The following is a 17,023-nucleotide window of genomic DNA, read 5'->3' as shown; positions in this document are numbered from 1 at the left end:
CAATTTTTATCTTGAGATATTCTTCAAATAGCTCTTAGTTTTATTGTTTATTCACGAATTGACTTCGCTTAAATCTTTAGGGGTTTAACCCCCCGCACACTTAAATCGAAACTTTGTTCAGTTTTCAAAGGTCTACTGTGTCGCCATTGACGACTTATAAATGTTACCACTTAGTAAATAATTTGACAAGTAATTTGTTTAAATTATTTCAACCAGAAAATTGCTAACTGGTCAGGCAACATGAAATATATTACCTGACGAAAAATGCTTTTGCAAGTGAAATTTTGATTTTTCTCAAAAGAAAAACAACCTGCGCTATATCACCGCGACAGGCTGTTCATGTGTTGCTTATTAATCTACTTTCTCAATCTTGCTGATATTACCCATATATGGCCGTAACACCTCAGGGATAGTGACACTTCCATCCTCATTTTGATAGTTCTCAAGAATTGCAGCCACCGTCCTACCAACAGCCAGGCCAGAGCCATTCAAAGTATGCACGAACTCCAACTTGCCGTCGTCATTACGATACCTAATCTGCGCACGCCTTGCTTGGAAATCTGTACAGTTTGAGCAACTGGAAATTTCACGGTACGTATTCTGGGCTGGAATCCAAACTTCTAAATCATACGTCTTAGCCGATGTGAAACTGGCATCCCCAGTTGACAAGGCAATAACATGATATGGCAATCCCAATTTCTGCAGCAGATCTTCTGCATCTTTAGTGAGCTTCTCCAGCTCATTCCAAGAATCTTCTGGCTTAGTAAACTTAACCATCTCAACCTTATTGAACTGATGCAAACGAATGAGTCCGCGCGTATCTCGACCTGCACTACCAGCCTCCGAGCGAAAAGCAGGCGAGAGTGCGGTGAAGTTAACTGGTAATTTCTCCGTTGGGATAATTTCGCCCCGATAGTAGTTTACCAGCGGTACCTCGGCCGTTGGGATTAAGGTCAGTGGGTTATCCTCATCAATGATTGTGTATACATCTTCAGTGAACTTAGGAAATTGGCCAGTGCCAATCATTGATTGTTCGTTCACCAGGTACGGGGTGATAATTTCTTCGTAGCCTTCTGCAACATGTTTATCAAGGAAAAAGTTGTAGACAGCGCGCTCCAAACGAGCACCAAGACCCTTGTAGTATAGAAATCTGCTTCCCGATACCTTCGCACCGCGTTCAAAGTCCAGGATACCTAAATCTTCCCCAATCTCCCAGTGAGACTTTGGCTCAAACGTGAACTCAGTCTTTTGTCCCCACTGCCGCAACTCTTGATTTGCAGATTCGTCTGCACCCACCGGCACAGAATCATCCGGAAAGTTCGGTAAACGGAGCAAAATATCCGTCTGCTTAGCGGTTAGCTCTTGCTCCTTCACATCAAGTTCCTTAATTTGCTGACCCACCGCACGCATTTCCGCAATAACGGCACCGGCATCTTCGTGATTTCTCTTCTGAACTGCAATCTGGTCTGAAACTTCATTTCGTCTGTTTCGTAGTTGCTCGTTCTCGAGCAGGACTTCGCGTCGCTCATTGTCAATCGCCAATAGCGTATCAATCTCTTCCGGTTTAACACCTCTTGTTGCTAGTTTTTCCTTCGCCCACTCAGTATTATTTCTAATTTTTTTGATGTCTAGCATTATGGTTCCTCCTTGTTAATTGCAAAATAAAAAGACTAATAATCCCTATAGGGACGAATTAGTCTTAGATTCGCGGTACCACCCTAGTTCAACTCAAATATGAGTCACACTCAAGATTGGATAACGGCCAATAGCCGTGTAGCATTACCTACCCACATTAGAAATTTGGAACGACCTCTACTCATTCACACCACTCATGAGCTCTCTGAATCAGTCTGGAATTTCGTGTTTTCAAAATTATACCATCTTTTTTTAGTAAGTTAAAGGTTCTTTGAAGCCGGTCACTGCCCGGTTAGTTTATGGCGCCACGTTCTAAAAATAAGAATGGTGAGCAACCCAAAAGTCACATCGGTCAACGGGTCATCTACATGCGTGATAATCGCATTTGGAGCTTTAGGCTGAAATTCCTCCCTACGAGAAATTGTGGTCGCAATCACGTCCGTTGTCTCGTCAATATCCATGAATTTCTGTAACTCAACAAAGCGGATACTCTGAAGGAAATTATACATATCATCGTATGCTGCCGTATTGACCGGAGCATTAATCGCCACTTTCACGGTCGTATTGACTTTCACAAAGACGCTCATTCGCCGTAAAATCTGGTAGAAACCGTACTTGACCACATTGAGTTTATCCAGCTCAAATTCATTTTTATCCCGCACCAATTGGTCGAATGATTGATCAACGATCTCTTTCAAATTCTTCTGTTCATCGATCGCGTAGAAACTTTCATTGCCGAAGAAGTCATCGATGACAACCTGATACAGTTCCTTGAAGGTAATTACCCCAATTACGACCTGCGCTAAATTTAACTTGAATTGTTTCTTTTCGAGAATTGACATGTTGAATTGATCTAACAACTCAGGCGGCAACAGATTGATGAAGTCATCAACGAAATCATAAATATTGCTGTTGTAATGTTTGATTGATTTCAGGAGAAAATCAATTGGTTGAATGGTCTCGTACTTGAAGGGAAGACCATTCAAAATCAGATAGAGTGACGCAGATTCGGTGAGCTCGACTAACGGCGGATGGTCTTTTAACAGATCATTATCCGTCTCATCTAAGAAACGTTTAATAGTGGACGGAAAAGGAAAACGCAGTAGTCTGAGTGTTTCATTGTCCTCCACCAGATGACCACCCAAAATCCGCTCCAATGCAACAGCCACATAATATCTGAATAGTTCAGATGTTGCATGATTTGTTTCTTCGAAACCAAAGTCCCGCATAATTTGTTTGAAAAGTCGGTCAACGGTGTCGTGGTTGATGAGGATGAATGGCCAGGTAATACCGTTTGTGCCAATCCATAAGAGATTGGTCACTGCCAGTCTAATTAAGACCTCATCGCCCGTAAAGCCAATTTGATCGTAGACCATCCGCACGCCGTACTGTTTAAGGTGCTGGCGTAGAGGCTTAAAGTGGCGCATCGCCGTAGCCTTACTAATATCATTCTGCTTCAGAAATTCATCTAGTGAAGTATGCTCATCCTTCAAACTGATTTTAATAAACTTATAGCTGTACGAATTAGTCATTAAGTAGAATCGATACAGGTCGGCCTCGTAATTGAATATTTCACTTTCCTTCGGATCATCCTCTACGAAAATATTCTTGAAATCCTCAATTATTTGCAAGTATGTGTTATAGACAGAGCCGTATGTCTTACCCGTAATCTTCGCAATCTCACGCAGATTTACCGCAGTATAATCACGTTCGAAAGTATCGCGTAACGGTTGATCCTGATTTTTAAAAATGTAGACTCGCTCCAAGTATGACTTGATAATCGAGAAAAGAGTAAAACGCTCTTGTTCAGCACTAGTTAAAAATACCTCAGTCGCTAAATCCATCTTCTGACTCCATCTTTTGTAATTACAGCTCTACACCCCAGACCCCTGTTTAATATTTCTATCATAATTATATGCTAATTTTTATAAAATACAATATATTTCGTAAAACGTACAGCTAATCTAGTTGAGCTTCAGGCGATAGTAATCCTCTTGATAGTCCGCAAATTGGTACATCACCGAGTAATCGACCTGATATTTATATTCAAAATGAAACTTCAATAAGAGATTTTTCGATGCCTTGTTATCCGGATAAACGCCAGCCCAAAGCTCAGTCAGGTGGAGTTCGTCCCGGGCAAAGTCAATAATTAGCGGCAGTACTTCACTCATGATGTGTTGACCCCAATATGCCTGATCCAACATGAGACCCAACTCCTTGGTCGCCAGTAACCCCGATTCCTGCTCCTCACCCCGATTACTGAGCTCCACAACGCCAATCACTTCATCAGTCTCTTTTAGGACCACAGCGAAGCTCAACGGCCGGGCCATATACTGTGCAATGGCCTGCTTTGCCTGATACTTATCTTTAATATTAGAAAAACCCGCTGTACGCTTGTACACCGGATTTTGCCCCCATTTAAAAATCTGTGTCACGTCAGATTCAACAAATTTACGTAAATATGTTCGTTTGGTTTCTAATTTCACGACCAAATTGTCACTTTCCAATTAACTTGAACAGCCACTTTCCACCATAGAGCATCCCCATGCTGTAAGCTAGAATCGTCCATGGCTTCAGTAAGAGAATAATCCACAGAAAACGTGAAAATTTCATTTTTGTCAGCCCGGCTATCATACAAAGTATATCATCTGGTGCCAAGGGCAGCACAATACATAAGGCAAAAAAGATATCGAATTTCTTCTGATCCTTCGTTCTGGCCTCGTATTTGTTGTAGGTATTCTCCGAGACAATGTGGAGAATGAATGGCTTACCATAGTAACGCGCAAGATAGAAATTGATAATCGAACCAATCACGATACCGACATAATTATAAACAAATCCCCAAATAGGGCCGAAGAACAGCACGCCACCGACCAGACTAATACCACCAGGAATGATTGGAATGACCACCTGAACTATTTGAATAATTACGAAGATAATTGGGCCCAGAATTTGTTTATCAGCTAAATAGCCCCGCATCTTGGCCTGTGACTCAAATATTCCGAGGCGCCACCAATAGATTGTCAACAACACCAGAACCACGAAGCTCACAATGGTTACGATATTGATTATCCTGCGGGATGTTTTCGGGGACATGGACATTTCTTCACCTAGCTTTCGTCTACCATATTACATTATCATAGCTGTATTCAGCACAAATTAGAACTTACATTTTTGTCATCAAAAAAGGCCGAGTCACCTCAGCCTGATATTTAATAGTATTCTGTTAGATTATAGTCCGAATATGCCACGGAAAAGAAATGCGGCACAAACGGCTGCCAAAATCGGGGCAATCACGGGAATCAAAGCATAGTCCCATTGTGAATCACCCTTGTTCTTCAACGGTAGGATGGCGTGTAAAATCCGCGGACCCAAATCACGCGCCGGATTCAATGCCGGACCAGTTGGGCCACCCATCGAGGCCACAAGGGCCATGACTAAGAAACCGAGCCCAATGTGGGCCACCTCAAGATCTGCTTTGCCGTTGAACGCGTTGTGCGTCAGTGCTAACGCACCGAAGAAAAGCACGAAACTACCGAAGAATTCGCTGACGAAGCCGTTGAGCTTACTTCCCGTATTTTCAATAGTTGAGAATGTACCCAAGATAGCAGTCGGATTAGTTGTCTTGTCATAATATGGCTTGTGCATTGCCACAACCACCAATTGGCCGGCCATGGCTCCTAAAAATTCCACGACAATAAACAACAAGGCCTTGCCCCATGCTAGTGAACCTACCGAAGCCATGCCGATGACAAACGCCGGATTGATGTAGTTACCGGAGACAGAGCCTATCATGAGTGCCGGAATCATCACACCCATTCCGTATCCAATGGCGATAATGAGCCATGAGCCGTGGTGCCCCTTTGTGCCTTCCAGTTCAACATTTGCCACGGAGCCGTTCCCCAAAAGCACCATGAATGCTGTCCCAATAAATTCTGCAATAAGTTGTGTTGCTAGTGAATATTCCATCTTCTTCCCCCAAAAAATTGATGTTAGATCAAACATTTACTTTAAGGTAAATGTATGCTCTCACCATGATATCAGAAAAAGCACGATTAGTGATTCTATTTTAAAATTTTCTTGGTAAATTGTTGAATTCTCGGGGAATCACTAGCAAAAAACTCGTCTGGTGTGCCGTCGAAGAGCACCTGACCGTCCTCAAAGAAAATAATGCGGTCGGCAGCTTCTCGGGCGAAGTTCAGGTTATGCGTGACGATGATTTGCGAATTCTGCTTGCTTGCCAGCTCACCAATCACATTTAAAACCTCGTTCTCTAGCTCGGGGTCAAGCGCGCTTGTGGGCTCGTCGAAGAATAAGAATTTGGGGTGCATGGCCATCGCACGGGCAATGGCCACACGCTGTTGTTGTCCGCCTGATAGTTGGGCTGGGTAGCTATCGGCTTTAGCGGCCAAGCCCACCTTGGTTAAGGATTTGCGTGCCTCCTGCTCCACCGTTTTACGATCCCGCTTTTGGACATGTACGGGCCCTTCCATTACGTTCTCTAGTACCGTTAGATGCGGGAAAAGATTGAAATTCTGAAAGACCATCCCAAAGTTTTGCCGGAAACGGTTGAGAAACTTCTTGGGGTATTTTTTCGGGAAGGTGAGCTCCTGTCCGTTGAAACTGATCACGCCTGATGTGGGAATATTCAACAGGTTGAGGGTGCGGAGCAGCGTGCTTTTCCCGGCGCCGCTAGGCCCAACAATTGCCGTAGTTTCCTGTTCTTTGAAGGCGATTGAAAGATCCTCAATCACAGAATGGTTCTGATAGCTTACATTAATGTTCTTCAATTCCAGCATACTATTCCTCCCGTATAAATCGTGATGCATGTTTCTCTAAGTACTGTTGCAAGAACGTCAACAACGTTGAGAGCACCAGGTAGTATAGCGCAACCACGCTGTACATCAATAGTGGCTCAAACGTTCTAGCTGCAATTCTTTGCGATGTCATGAACATTTCGAGCAACGTAATGCTAGATGCTAATGAAGTGTCCTTAACCAGGCTAATTAACGAGTTTGAGAGCGGTGGCAATGCAACACGAAGCGCTTGTGGTGCGATAATCCGCCGCAGCACCATCCACCGGGACATACCGAGACTCGTGGCAGCATCCCATTGGCCCACATCAATGGAGAGGATTGCGGAGCGAATGGCCTCCGATGCATACGCTCCTGTATTGAGCGATAGGGCAATCACCGAGGCAGTCCACGCATCGAGCCGAATACCAACTGATGGGAGACCGAAATAAATAATAAACAGTTGGACTAATAGCGGCGTACCACGAAAGATCCAGACATAGAGTCCGAAGAGTTGCTTAATCACCTTCACGTGCGACAGCCGCACCACAGCCGTCAGGATGGCAATTATTAGGCCGAAGATAAATGCGATAATCGTTAGGGGAATAGTGACCATCACGGCAGATTCTAGTAGCGGTAAGATTGAATCAAAAACGATATTTTTCATATTAATTCTTCGTGATGTCCTTTCCGAAATAGCGCTCAGAGATTTTGATTAATTCACCGTTTGCCCGGAGCTTATTCAACGCTTGGTCCACCTTTTGTTTCAGCGACTGTTGATTACGGTGAATCAAGGCCGCAGTTGGTACACTGTCCGCCGCCTTTTTCACAATCTTCAATGGGGCATTTGGCTTATGTTTGAGGTAATCGTAGAATACGACGTCATCGTTTAAGGTGGCATCGGCGCGCCCCTCAATGATGAGGTCCGCTCCCTTAGTAAACGCATCCGTGTTGACGATTTTCGCTCCATATTTCTCAGCCAGCGCGCCGTAATTGCTGGTTAACGACTGGGCGCTTCTCTTACCCCGCAAGTCATTGAACGACGTGATATTTGAATTGTTTTTGTGCACAATGAGGGAAGCATGCGAGTAACTATACGGTGTCGATAATAAGAACTTCGCCTTCCGCTCGGGTGTGATTCCCACCTGATTAAAGACGATGTCGGTCTTGCCAGCATTAAACGCCGCAATCATGGAATCCCAAGGAGCGTCAATGAACTGTACTTTCATCCCAAGCTCCTTGAAAACGGCTTTGGCCACGTCAACATCAAACCCAACGAGTTGATTATCCTTATTATAGTAAGAGAACGGCTCGTAGGTCCCCTCGGTCCCAATGCGAATCACGTTCGTATCTGTAGTGCTCGCGGTTGAGGCGTTTTCTTGCGTATTCTTCACCCAGGCAAAAACCAGGTAGGCAGTCAGCAAGACTACACCCAAAATTTGTAGAATTCTTTTAAAAATTTTCATAAATCCCCATCCAAGAGTCAAAAAGAAGAAACTCTTTGTCGTAATTTGTATAATAGTAATATATAAGCAATAGTATTCAATTTATAGCTAACTGGTAGTCAAGTCAAATAAATTTCATTGTAGCCAATTCAATTTCTAATCGGTGTTGGTTTCAGTGAAGCAGGAGGAAAACATGAGTAAAAAAGTATTGGTACCCAATTTCATGCCGGAAGCAGCAATTGAGATACTCACTAACAACCACTTTGAGGTCGTTAGGGGTAGGATGGCCAGCACCACATCCTTAATCGAGGAGGCTAAAGGCGTAGACGCCATCATTTTGAACACGACGCCCGTAGACGCCACAGTCTTTGCAGCTCTGCCTACGCTGAAACTGGTCGCACGCTTTGGCGTTGGGTATGACAACATTGACCTGGACGCAGCCACGAAAGCTGGCGTCACCGTCACGAACACGCCAGGTGCAAACGCGACGAGCGTTGCCGAGCTAACTCTCACCTTGATTTTAAACCTACTAACACTCACACCACGCTATAATCAGGCGCTGAAGTCACAGGATAATTCGTTGATCGCAGATGCTCCATTTGGCCTAGAACTGGCGCACAAAACCGTTGGTTTAATCGGTTACGGGCACATTGCCCAGGAAGTCGAGGAGAGACTTCATGCCTTCAATGCCAAAATTCTGATTGCTAACCGAACGAAGCGGGAATTCAAGTATGGTGAATACGTCTCACTAACGAGACTAGTCGCCGAGAGCGATATCATTAGCATCCACGTCCCAGACACACCAGATACCCACCAGCTAGTAAATGCCGACTTGCTCAAACAAATGAAACCGACGGCATATATTGTCAATACTGCACGTGGTGGCGTCATCGACGAATCTGCCTTAGTCAAGGCCCTTCAATCGGGCGAAATAGCGGGTGCCGGCCTTGATGTTTTCGCAACAGAGCCACTTCCACTCGCGAGTCAGCTCCGTGATTTACCAAACACCATCATCACACCGCATATCGGTGCCAGGACCACAGAGGCCGCAATGAACATGGCCACAATGGCCGTGGAGGAGGTCATTCGGGTCCTCAGTGGACGAAAACCAACGGCCCAAGTCAATTAATTTGTGGTAACCTGATAAACAATTCTTTCTGGGTTTGTAATCGCGGGGAGAATCAGCTCACCGACCTCGTGGAATCCGGCCCGAATGATTGTCTTTTGCATGGCGAAATTCCGGGGATGTGTATCAATTCTCAGATCATAGATCCCCCGTTTCTGGGCATTCTCAATGATTGCTTGCAAGAACTTGGTCCCAATACCCTGCCCGGCAAAAGTCGAGCTGACAGCGAACCGGTGCACTATGAGATAGTGTTCATTCTTTTGGAACCGCTCGTCGTCATAGAGCGGATTCTGCACAGCACTAACTGCGGCAGTCGCCACCAAGGTCTTTCCTGAGAAAAAGCCGTAGCTTTGCCCCAGTGCGAAGTCATGCTCTAAATCTGACATGCTCGGGTAAGGGCCCTCCTGCCATTGCGGTATGTTACGTTCCTGTAGAATTGTTTTCGCCTGATTCAGCAATCCTAGTTGCTGCTCCAGCTCGTCTTCATGTACTTTTCTCAATTCAAATCGGCGCGAATTAATCATGCTTATTCTATTCTCCTCCATCATAAAACATGTTTGTATGTTTAATTGTTTTTTAGTCCAGAAGTCACCCGGTAGAGGCTCGTATGGAAATAATTGATTATCTTAAAGCAGTAAACGGTACCAGTGCAAATTATTATACTCTGTGGCCGGTCAAAAAGCCGCGGGCAATTGTCCAAATCATCACCGGGATGTCTGATTATATCGACCGTTACGACCATTTCGCCCACTTCCTGAACCAACAAAACATTCTGGTGATTGGCCATGACCACTTCGGTAAGGGTAAGGCCGTTCTCAAGCGGAATGATCTGGGCAACATTATTCCACAGACACAAATAAGTACACCAACACCTGAAATTGTCACACGCAGTAAAAACGTGAGCCTAGCTTGCCGTCAGTTTTATCCCGAGATCCCCCTGATTATCCTCGGTCGTTCACTCGGCTCCATCGTGGTTACCGAACTACTGCAAGAGGACCATGAGCTCTAACAGGCGGCAATCTTAATTGGAATTATTAACCTTCCCTCTGTGGCAAAGCTATTTGCACCTGCAATCAAGTCATTTCAACCACTTGAGAGTACCAGACTAACCCGCGAATTGAATCAAAAAGCAAACAACGTATTCAACCAGGATTTCCAATCCGGAGAGAAGTTTGGCTGGGTCACAAACAACCCAATGGTTAGAAAGCAGCTAGAACTAGAACCACTGGTGGGCTATGATTACACCCTCGCTAGCTGGCAACTGATTGCACAACTGGCGCTAACCACGACTTCTGACGACTGGTTGGCTGGTTTACCGGCAGATTATCGCCTTCTCATAATGAGTGGCTCACTTGACCCAGCAGGTGGTTATGGTCTACGCTTGTCCAAGTTAACCACTGCAATCAGCACACGTAATCTGCTTAATGTAGAAACCAAATTGTGCTACAGAATGCAGCACGAGCTGCTTTTTGACCGACAGAATGAAGCAGTATTTCAATAGATTTTAAAATTTATCAACAGGAGTATTAGTAATGATTACAGTTAAAAAAGAGCTGGTATTCGATCCAGATAGAAACCTCGCCTTCGACTTGTACCTACCAGAACACGAAAATGGCAAAATATTGGTCTTCTGGCACGGTGGTGGTTGGTTCCGCGGCGATAAATCTAGCGCACAACCAATTGGGGAGATTGCCGCAAATAATGGTTTTAAAGTACTAATTCCCAATTACAGACTGGCACCGAGACATACCTTTCCAAGCGCGCATGAAGACAGTGCCAGGCTCATCAAATGGTTGCTGCAGAGCGATTATTACGCTGCAGAGGATCAAATAGTCCAGATTGGCGCGAGTGTTGGTGGCACCATGGCCCTAGTCCTCTCCATGAAGTACGGCTTCAAGACAGTCACCTGGTCGGCACCACTCAACTTCTCCCGTTGGCTACACGAGCATGAAGACGTGCACGCCGCGGTCGATGCCAAAAACGAGTTAGGTTTAGAAGATCCAACAGATATTCACGCCTCATTCTACAAGTACTTCGTTGAAACATATCTCGGTCCGGAGGCGACAGACATTGAGCGCAATCAGCTAAACGTCGAAGCAACCTACAACGGTAAGATTGGGCCAATCCTGCTCTATAACTCGACCAATGAATTAGTGCCTTTGCAGGATACACTGAATTTCGTCAGCTTACTTGCGCACGATGATTTACCCGTTACACTCCACACCGTGGCCGGTAGTGGCCACGCAATGGACTATAGTGAGAATGTCCTCAGTGCCAGCTTACAATTTTTAGCAGATTAATCAGCATAACGAATTACCACAGCAACATCTAACATCTTAGAGGTTGCTGTTTTTTCCCAATATTGCGCTGTTCAAAGATAACTCAGGCGTTAGGTTTGATACCTATCATTTTTTATGAAACAATGTTATTAGGAATTTTAAATGCATAAATGGCATTTTTTTTGTTGCCATTTCATGTGAACCAATAAGGGAGATGAATTATGAGCTACAACAAGCATAGAAAAGCCGTGCTAAAGGAACTGGAAACGAACCAGACCAGCGGGCTGACGAACGAGCAGGTTAAGTCGCGGCAGGAACAATTTGGGCCGAATACATTCAAGAGTGAGGAGAAGGTGAAGCCGCTCAGCGTCTTTTTGCATACCCTAAGAGAGCCGATTGTCATCGTGCTCTGGATTGCCATCGCGCTCTCCATCGCCAGTGCATTCTATGATATCTACGTAAATCACGACATGGAACACGCGATGAGCGCGGTCTACGAGACTGTGGCGATTCTCGCGATTATCTTAATTAATTCGTTAGTCACTTTCTACCAGACACTCCAAGCGAAGAAATCGCTCGATAGTCTGAAAAAGATGGTCGACCACCATGCGCTCGTCCTTCGTGAGGGCGACTGGTCCCACGTGAACGTGCTAGACCTCGTACCAGGTGATATTGTGAAGTTTAAAATGGGCGACTTCATTGAGGCTGACTTGCGCATTCTCTCAGCCAATGAGCTTTCGTTAAATGAATCACACCTCACCGGTGAGTCCGACCCGATTAATAAAACTACCGCAGCATTACCGGATGAGACCGGTCTGGGAGACCAAACCAACATGGCCTTCTCCGGCTCGACCGTGATGAACGGTAGCGGACTGGGTGTCGTCGTGCAGACAGGAATGGCAACGGAGCTCGGCAAGATTGCAGGCATGCTGCAGGAAACGCCAATTGCCCCAACCCCAATTGAGAAAACCATCAAAAACCTCACGAGAACGTTAATGTATGTGGCGGCGGGCATTGTCGCAGTAGTACTAATCTACGGTATTGCAAAGGAGTACATGAACTACGGTGCCGTGACGATTGAGGCAGTGATGGCAAACATCAGCTCGGCCATTGCCGTGGCCGTGGCCTCAATTCCGGATGCCATGCCGGTGGTCCTCTCAATCGTGTTGACCATTGGTGCCGGCATCATGGCCCGTAACAACGGTCTAATAAAGTCTTTGAATAGCGTGGAAACGCTTGGCGCTACAACATTCATTGCGTCTGATAAGACGGGAACGCTGACCAAGAACGAGATGACCGTGACCAACTTCTTCGCTAACGGCCATACTTTTGAGGTTTCTGGACAAGGTTACGAGCCCCACGGTGAAGTGACCCTGGTCGATGGTGTGGAGGAAGCAGCCGAGTTACTGCCGTTATATGAGAGATTCATCACCTCTGCCCTCCTAAACAACGAGGCCGCTATTCAACAAAGTCCAGACGATGGAGCATACTACCCGCTGGGTAACCCTACCGACGTGTCTTTGGTTGTCTTGGGCGCAAAAATCGGTCAGAACCATGCCGCCTTAATTTCGCAGCCCGCACCGGACTACAACATAATTCGTGTGCTGCCCTTCGACAGCACACGCAAGATGATGAGTATGGTGGTTCAAAAGGACGATGATTTTTACGTGTACACGAAGGGTGCACCCGATGTGCTGTTTCAAAAGGCCAGCGCAGCCCTCATTAAGGATCAGCTCGTTGATTTTGCCGAAGCTGCCACAATTTTCGACGAAAAACTCAATGAATTCGCCGACCAAGCGCTACGGACGATAGCTGTAGCGGAGCGCCAAGTTCCTGAGGATTTAGCGCGCAACGGGAGTGTCGCAGAACTCGAAACCGAATTCACTATCCTGGGACTTGCTGGCATCATTGATCCACCACGACCAGAGGTTAAGGCATCAATTAAGAAACTCCACCGTGCTGGCGTGGCAGTCGTGATGATTACCGGGGACCACGCGGCCACAGCGAATGCCATTGCCCTTCGCCTAGGAATCATCAATGCTAAATCCGCGCCGGCAATTACCGGTGCGGAGCTCAAAGCGATGTCGGATGAGGAATTGCTGCAAAGAGTTGAGCACACGCGGGTCTATGCTCGGGTCACACCAAGAGACAAGCAGCGCATCATTTCGGCCCTCCAGCAAAACAGCGAGGTGGTGGCAATGACCGGTGATGGGGTCAATGATGCACCCGCACTCAAGACCGCCGATATCGGCATTGCGATGGGCATCAACGGGACGGAGGTCACGAAAGATTCCGCAGACCTCATCCTGCTTGATGACAAGTTCACCACCATTGAGAAGTCCGTGGAAGCTGGCCGGCAAATATTCGGCAACATTAGAAACTTCATTAGACAAGAGCTCGTCACAAATGTCAGTGAGGTTCTATCGCTCCTGCTCGTCACGTTCTTCGTTACCAGACCGATCGGTCAGGTATCAGAGCTCACCCCATCCCTGACGGCCGTCATGGTCCTCTGGGTCAACATGATCAGTGATTCACTGCCATCGTTCTCGCTCGGCTTTGATAATGCAGAGAAGGATATCATGCTGCAAAAGCCGCGCAATATGCAAGAACCAATTCTGAACAAACGCATGCTTGAACGCGTGGCATTACGTGGCTTTACCATGGGCCTCATGGTCTTCTTTGCCTTCATCTGGGCGGCGAAAAACGGCTTTTCACCAGCCCAAGCACAGACCACGGCGTTCCTAATGCTCGTCTTTGGGCAACTCTGGCACATCTTTGATGCACGCAGCGAGCGGACAATCTTCGCCCGCAACCCGTTCAGCAACAAGGTGCTTTTATTGACGGTGGCCTTCGCGGGCATCTCTTCAGTACTCGTAACTTACCTACCACTTTTCCACAAAGTCATGGGTACAGCCCAGTTACCAGAGCTGGTCATTCTCGCATTACTTTTCATCTCAGCAATACCAACATTCTTGATTTCCGGTATTAAGGAAATGATTTACCGCCGCCAATGTACCGCTGTCAAGAATAAGCTACAAAACGAAGAGGATTAACTCTCTGAGTAGGTGAGGCTAACTGCCAACCTACTTTTTTTGTGCCCGGAAGTTAACTATTAAAAGCACTTCCATTATGATACAATCAGCTCAAACATGGAGGTATAAAATGGATTATTCGATTGAACTGAGGAATATTGGCAAGATCTTCGATGAGAAGGTTGTGCTACGCAACTTGAGTTTTGCCGTACAACCGGGCAAGATCATTGGCTACATTGGTCCAAATGGTGCCGGCAAGAGTACCACTATCAAGCTCATCATGGGCTTAATCGAGCCCGATACGGGCGAAATCTATATCAATGGTGAGTTGATTCATGCCGGTGACCAGGAATACAAGAAACATATCGGCTATGTCCCCGAGGCATCAGATGTGTTTGAAGTTCTGACCGCGGTCGAGTACATCACCTTCATCGCCGAACTATATGGTATCGACGCGACGGAGGCAGAAATGAAGACGCGCCAATTACTAGATGTGCTCGGCCTAAGCGCGAGCGCTGACAAACGTCTCGCGACATTCTCAAAGGGCATGCGCCAAATCGTGTTGTTGATTGGTGCACTGATCCATAACCCTGACATTATTTTCCTCGATGAACCTCTAAACGGGATCGACGCTAACACTGTCCTAGTAATTGAAGAAATCCTCGGCAAGTTACGAGACGAGGGTAAGACCATCTTCTATTCATCCCACATTATGGACGTCGTTCAGCGTCTTAGTGACCAAATCCTAATGCTAAACAACGGGGCAATTGCCGCGAACGGTACCTACCAGGAGCTAGTGAATAACGATCAGAATGCCTCCCTGCAAAGCCTGTTCAATGATCTCACCGGCTTCCAAGAACACGGCGAAAAAGCTACAGAATTCGTCAACATCGTGACAGGAGGTGCCCCAGATGCGGCAACTGTTTCAGAGGAATAAAGTCATTGAGCCAAAGGCCTACAAGTTACCAGTATTCGTCAAGGTGCTTGACCGTTTTCAATCAATTTTCACCAACAATGGCGTTAATTATCCAGAACTCCGACTAATCATCAAGACGAAATTACTGATGGATACCCGGATTGACTCAAACAGAGGCGATGGCTTTAACAACAAGCAAAAAGATGGGCGCAATAAGTACCTCCAGTCGATCTGGCTGAACTTGTTCATGGGCTTATTCATGACCGTGTTATTATTCATGCCCGTACCCGCGTTCTCCCGTTACGGGCTGATCTTCTTAGCGGGCTTCTTCATGCTTTTAATGTCGCTGCTCCAATCCTTCTCAGGCTTATTGTTAAACCCAAAGGATCGGGAGATTATGGGCACACGGGGCGTCGATGACCGCACGCTAAATATCAGTCGCTTCACCTATATCTCCTACTACGTCCTCCTTACTTTCTTCAGTCTCCTTGGGCCAGCCATCATCGCAAGTATCATTAATGATGGTCCACTGACTGGGCTAGTCTTTTTGGTGATGGCACTGCTCATTGGCCTGACCACCCTCTTCATGGCGATGCTCCTGTACCTCGTAATTCTAAAGACCTTTAGTGGTGAACGTCTAAAGAACATGCTGAACTCACTGCAGATCTTCATGGTCATCCTGACGGTTGCCATCTTCTACATCCCGCAATTCATGAACTACGACAAATTAGATTTTCTACCGAACACGTTCCAATGGTTCTACACCTTCACTTTCCCCGTCTGGTTTGCCGCTCCTGTCACACTCATGACGTTCAACGGCGCTACCGTTAACCTGATTGTCTTGACCGTCCTCTCTTTTGTCCTCACTTGGGTGATGTTCATCCTCTACCGCAATAACTCAGGTAAGTTCGAGCTATATTTAGCTAAACTCAGTTCGAATGAGGGTTCTGTCAACAAAAACGGTTGGTGGTTCAAACTTGCCACCAAGCTTGCCGCTAAAAGTCCCAAGGAACGAACTTATTTCAAACTGGCCTGGCGCATCATGCAAAACGAGCGCGAGTTTAAGTTGAAAACATACCCGATGTTTGGGATGGGCTTCTTGATTATTGCGATCATGGTTGTTAGCTCAACCAGAAGCATCATGGAGAGCATGAAGATCTCACTATTCAGCGCTGCCGGCTTTGACTTCATGCAAGATTACGGTATCTTCTCCTTCCTGAGTTTCTCAACAATCTTCGGGGCACAAATGATTGGCATAATGCTTGATCAAAGTACCCAGGCTAATGGCTTTACCATTCTGAATGCCATCCCAAATTCAGATACCAACTTGTACCGCCGAGCAACACTGAAGGCCGTCATCATGCGTTTCATCCTGCCCATCAGCTTGATGAGCGATGCTGTCGCCATCTTCCTCGTCAAACCAAAGTATTATTTAATGCTACTGGCGGGCCCTGCGCTCAGCATCCTGCTCTTTCTATGTGTCGCTAGCATATTTATGCGCAAGGTGCCATTCAACGAATTACCGACACCAAGTAAGGGTTCAGTCAACAGTGCTAAAGGAGCAATTGCAACCGTCCTGATGATTTGGCTAGCGATGGCACTCGCTGCAGGTGCTTACTTCTGGGTCTGGGGTGGCGTCATCATCGTGATTGCTAGTCTGTTGGTATCATATCTGCTGTTGTACCACGTCAAAACCAAGCAAGAACATTTCTACGTCCAATAGTTAGCGCACCAAAAAAAAGAGTTAACCCGGTAGTGAATTACCAAGGTTAACTCTTTTTTTATTGTGTAAATTCG

The 17,023-nt window shown here is 46.2% G+C and carries 16 protein-coding genes; 7 read left to right on the top strand and 9 right to left on the bottom strand.

Translation table 11 applies throughout. From position 1 onward, the window contains the following. Nucleotides 1-351: 351 nt before the first annotated feature. The 8 genes from serS to FC62_RS06805 all read right to left on the bottom strand — a co-directional run bounded on the left by serS (nucleotide 352) and on the right by FC62_RS06805 (nucleotide 7,894). Nucleotides 352-1,635, bottom strand: a complete 1,284-nt coding sequence (gene serS, locus FC62_RS06840; protein ID WP_056945820.1) for a serine--tRNA ligase — start codon at nucleotides 1,633-1,635, stop codon at nucleotides 352-354. Between the two features lie 281 nt (nucleotides 1,636-1,916). Next, the gene (locus tag FC62_RS06835; protein WP_054746236.1) at nucleotides 1,917-3,479 is read right to left on the bottom strand and encodes a helix-turn-helix domain-containing protein; all 1,563 of its coding nucleotides are present in this window, start codon (nucleotides 3,477-3,479) and stop codon (nucleotides 1,917-1,919) included. A 120-nt stretch (nucleotides 3,480-3,599) separates the two neighbouring features. Then, complete coding sequence (locus tag FC62_RS06830) at nucleotides 3,600-4,121, bottom strand: GNAT family N-acetyltransferase (RefSeq protein ID WP_075362844.1); 522 nt, start codon at nucleotides 4,119-4,121, stop codon at nucleotides 3,600-3,602. 10 nt (nucleotides 4,122-4,131) lie between these two features. Then, nucleotides 4,132-4,731 (bottom strand): TVP38/TMEM64 family protein, encoded by a 600-nt coding sequence (locus FC62_RS06825; protein ID WP_056945819.1) that lies wholly within the window; start codon nucleotides 4,729-4,731, stop codon nucleotides 4,132-4,134. Between the two features lie 135 nt (nucleotides 4,732-4,866). Then, complete coding sequence (locus FC62_RS06820) at nucleotides 4,867-5,604, bottom strand: MIP/aquaporin family protein (protein ID WP_056945818.1); 738 nt, start codon at nucleotides 5,602-5,604, stop codon at nucleotides 4,867-4,869. A gap of 95 nt (nucleotides 5,605-5,699) precedes the next feature. Beyond that, the gene (locus FC62_RS06815; protein ID WP_056945817.1) at nucleotides 5,700-6,434 is read right to left on the bottom strand and encodes an amino acid ABC transporter ATP-binding protein; all 735 of its coding nucleotides are present in this window, start codon (nucleotides 6,432-6,434) and stop codon (nucleotides 5,700-5,702) included. Between the two features lies 1 nt (nucleotide 6,435). Then, nucleotides 6,436-7,095: an amino acid ABC transporter permease gene (locus FC62_RS06810; RefSeq protein WP_056945816.1), complete on the bottom strand. Its 660-nt coding sequence runs from the start codon at nucleotides 7,093-7,095 to the stop codon at nucleotides 6,436-6,438. Nucleotide 7,096: 1 nt separating this feature from the next. Continuing rightward, the gene (locus FC62_RS06805) at nucleotides 7,097-7,894 is read right to left on the bottom strand and encodes an amino acid ABC transporter substrate-binding protein (protein WP_082611531.1); all 798 of its coding nucleotides are present in this window, start codon (nucleotides 7,892-7,894) and stop codon (nucleotides 7,097-7,099) included. 172 nt (nucleotides 7,895-8,066) lie between these two features. Here FC62_RS06805 and FC62_RS06800 point away from each other — a divergent pair, with 172 nt between their 5' ends. After that, nucleotides 8,067-9,002 carry a phosphoglycerate dehydrogenase gene (locus tag FC62_RS06800; RefSeq protein WP_056945815.1) on the top strand — a complete coding sequence of 312 codons (936 nt, stop codon included), beginning with the start codon at nucleotides 8,067-8,069 and terminating at the stop codon, nucleotides 9,000-9,002. On the opposite strand, the gene FC62_RS06795 is transcribed toward FC62_RS06800, so the two are convergent. Beyond that, entirely contained in the window at nucleotides 8,999-9,523 is a 525-nt protein-coding gene (locus FC62_RS06795) for a GNAT family N-acetyltransferase (RefSeq protein WP_054746233.1), read from the bottom strand. The two genes, FC62_RS06800 and FC62_RS06795, sit on opposite strands and share 4 nt — an antisense overlap. Nucleotides 9,524-9,606: 83 nt before the next feature. On the opposite strand from FC62_RS06795, the gene FC62_RS06790 reads away from it, so the two are divergent. From FC62_RS06790 to FC62_RS06765, 6 genes are all read left to right on the top strand, one after another. After that, nucleotides 9,607-10,008, top strand: coding sequence for a serine aminopeptidase domain-containing protein (locus tag FC62_RS06790; RefSeq protein ID WP_056945814.1), 402 nt, complete (start codon nucleotides 9,607-9,609; stop codon nucleotides 10,006-10,008). A gap of 39 nt (nucleotides 10,009-10,047) precedes the next feature. Beyond that, nucleotides 10,048-10,500 (top strand): hypothetical protein, encoded by a 453-nt coding sequence (locus FC62_RS06785; protein WP_054746231.1) that lies wholly within the window; start codon nucleotides 10,048-10,050, stop codon nucleotides 10,498-10,500. A 31-nt stretch (nucleotides 10,501-10,531) separates the two neighbouring features. Then, nucleotides 10,532-11,299: an alpha/beta hydrolase gene (locus FC62_RS06780; RefSeq protein ID WP_056945813.1), complete on the top strand. Its 768-nt coding sequence runs from the start codon at nucleotides 10,532-10,534 to the stop codon at nucleotides 11,297-11,299. A gap of 197 nt (nucleotides 11,300-11,496) precedes the next feature. Further along, nucleotides 11,497-14,331, top strand: coding sequence for a cation-translocating P-type ATPase (locus tag FC62_RS06775; RefSeq protein ID WP_371857359.1), 2,835 nt, complete (start codon nucleotides 11,497-11,499; stop codon nucleotides 14,329-14,331). A 109-nt stretch (nucleotides 14,332-14,440) separates the two neighbouring features. Beyond that, nucleotides 14,441-15,247 carry an ABC transporter ATP-binding protein gene (locus FC62_RS06770; RefSeq protein ID WP_056945811.1) on the top strand — a complete coding sequence of 269 codons (807 nt, stop codon included), beginning with the start codon at nucleotides 14,441-14,443 and terminating at the stop codon, nucleotides 15,245-15,247. Then, nucleotides 15,222-16,949 carry a hypothetical protein gene (locus FC62_RS06765; RefSeq protein WP_056945810.1) on the top strand — a complete coding sequence of 576 codons (1,728 nt, stop codon included), beginning with the start codon at nucleotides 15,222-15,224 and terminating at the stop codon, nucleotides 16,947-16,949. Before FC62_RS06770 ends, FC62_RS06765 begins: the two co-directional genes overlap by 26 nt. Nucleotides 16,950-17,023 lie beyond the last annotated feature (74 nt).

Origin of the sequence: Amylolactobacillus amylotrophicus DSM 20534 (assembly GCF_001434555.1) — a bacterium.
GTDB lineage: Bacteria > Bacillota > Bacilli > Lactobacillales > Lactobacillaceae > Amylolactobacillus > Amylolactobacillus amylophilus.
Note: the sequence above shows the minus strand (reverse complement) of the source record. Positions and strands in the feature narration are given on the sequence as shown.

Bases quoted from the DNA above. Each gene is read 5' to 3' on its own strand.
- FC62_RS06815 (WP_056945817.1), bottom strand. From the start codon at position 6,434: ATGCTGGAATTGAAGAACATTAATGTAAGCTATCAGAACCATTCTGTG.
- FC62_RS06805 (WP_082611531.1), bottom strand. From the start codon at position 7,894: ATGAAAATTTTTAAAAGAATTCTACAAATTTTGGGTGTAGTCTTGCTG.
- FC62_RS06765 (WP_056945810.1), top strand. From the start codon at position 15,222: ATGCGGCAACTGTTTCAGAGGAATAAAGTCATTGAGCCAAAGGCCTAC.
- FC62_RS06835 (WP_054746236.1), bottom strand. From the start codon at position 3,479: ATGGATTTAGCGACTGAGGTATTTTTAACTAGTGCTGAACAAGAGCGT.
- FC62_RS06820 (WP_056945818.1), bottom strand. From the start codon at position 5,604: ATGGAATATTCACTAGCAACACAACTTATTGCAGAATTTATTGGGACA.
- FC62_RS06780 (WP_056945813.1), top strand. From the start codon at position 10,532: ATGATTACAGTTAAAAAAGAGCTGGTATTCGATCCAGATAGAAACCTC.
- FC62_RS06770 (WP_056945811.1), top strand. From the start codon at position 14,441: ATGGATTATTCGATTGAACTGAGGAATATTGGCAAGATCTTCGATGAG.
- serS (WP_056945820.1), bottom strand. From the start codon at position 1,635: ATGCTAGACATCAAAAAAATTAGAAATAATACTGAGTGGGCGAAGGAA.
- FC62_RS06810 (WP_056945816.1), bottom strand. From the start codon at position 7,095: ATGAAAAATATCGTTTTTGATTCAATCTTACCGCTACTAGAATCTGCC.
- FC62_RS06790 (WP_056945814.1), top strand. From the start codon at position 9,607: ATGGAAATAATTGATTATCTTAAAGCAGTAAACGGTACCAGTGCAAAT.
- FC62_RS06800 (WP_056945815.1), top strand. From the start codon at position 8,067: ATGAGTAAAAAAGTATTGGTACCCAATTTCATGCCGGAAGCAGCAATT.
- FC62_RS06795 (WP_054746233.1), bottom strand. From the start codon at position 9,523: ATGATTAATTCGCGCCGATTTGAATTGAGAAAAGTACATGAAGACGAG.
- FC62_RS06825 (WP_056945819.1), bottom strand. From the start codon at position 4,731: ATGTCCCCGAAAACATCCCGCAGGATAATCAATATCGTAACCATTGTG.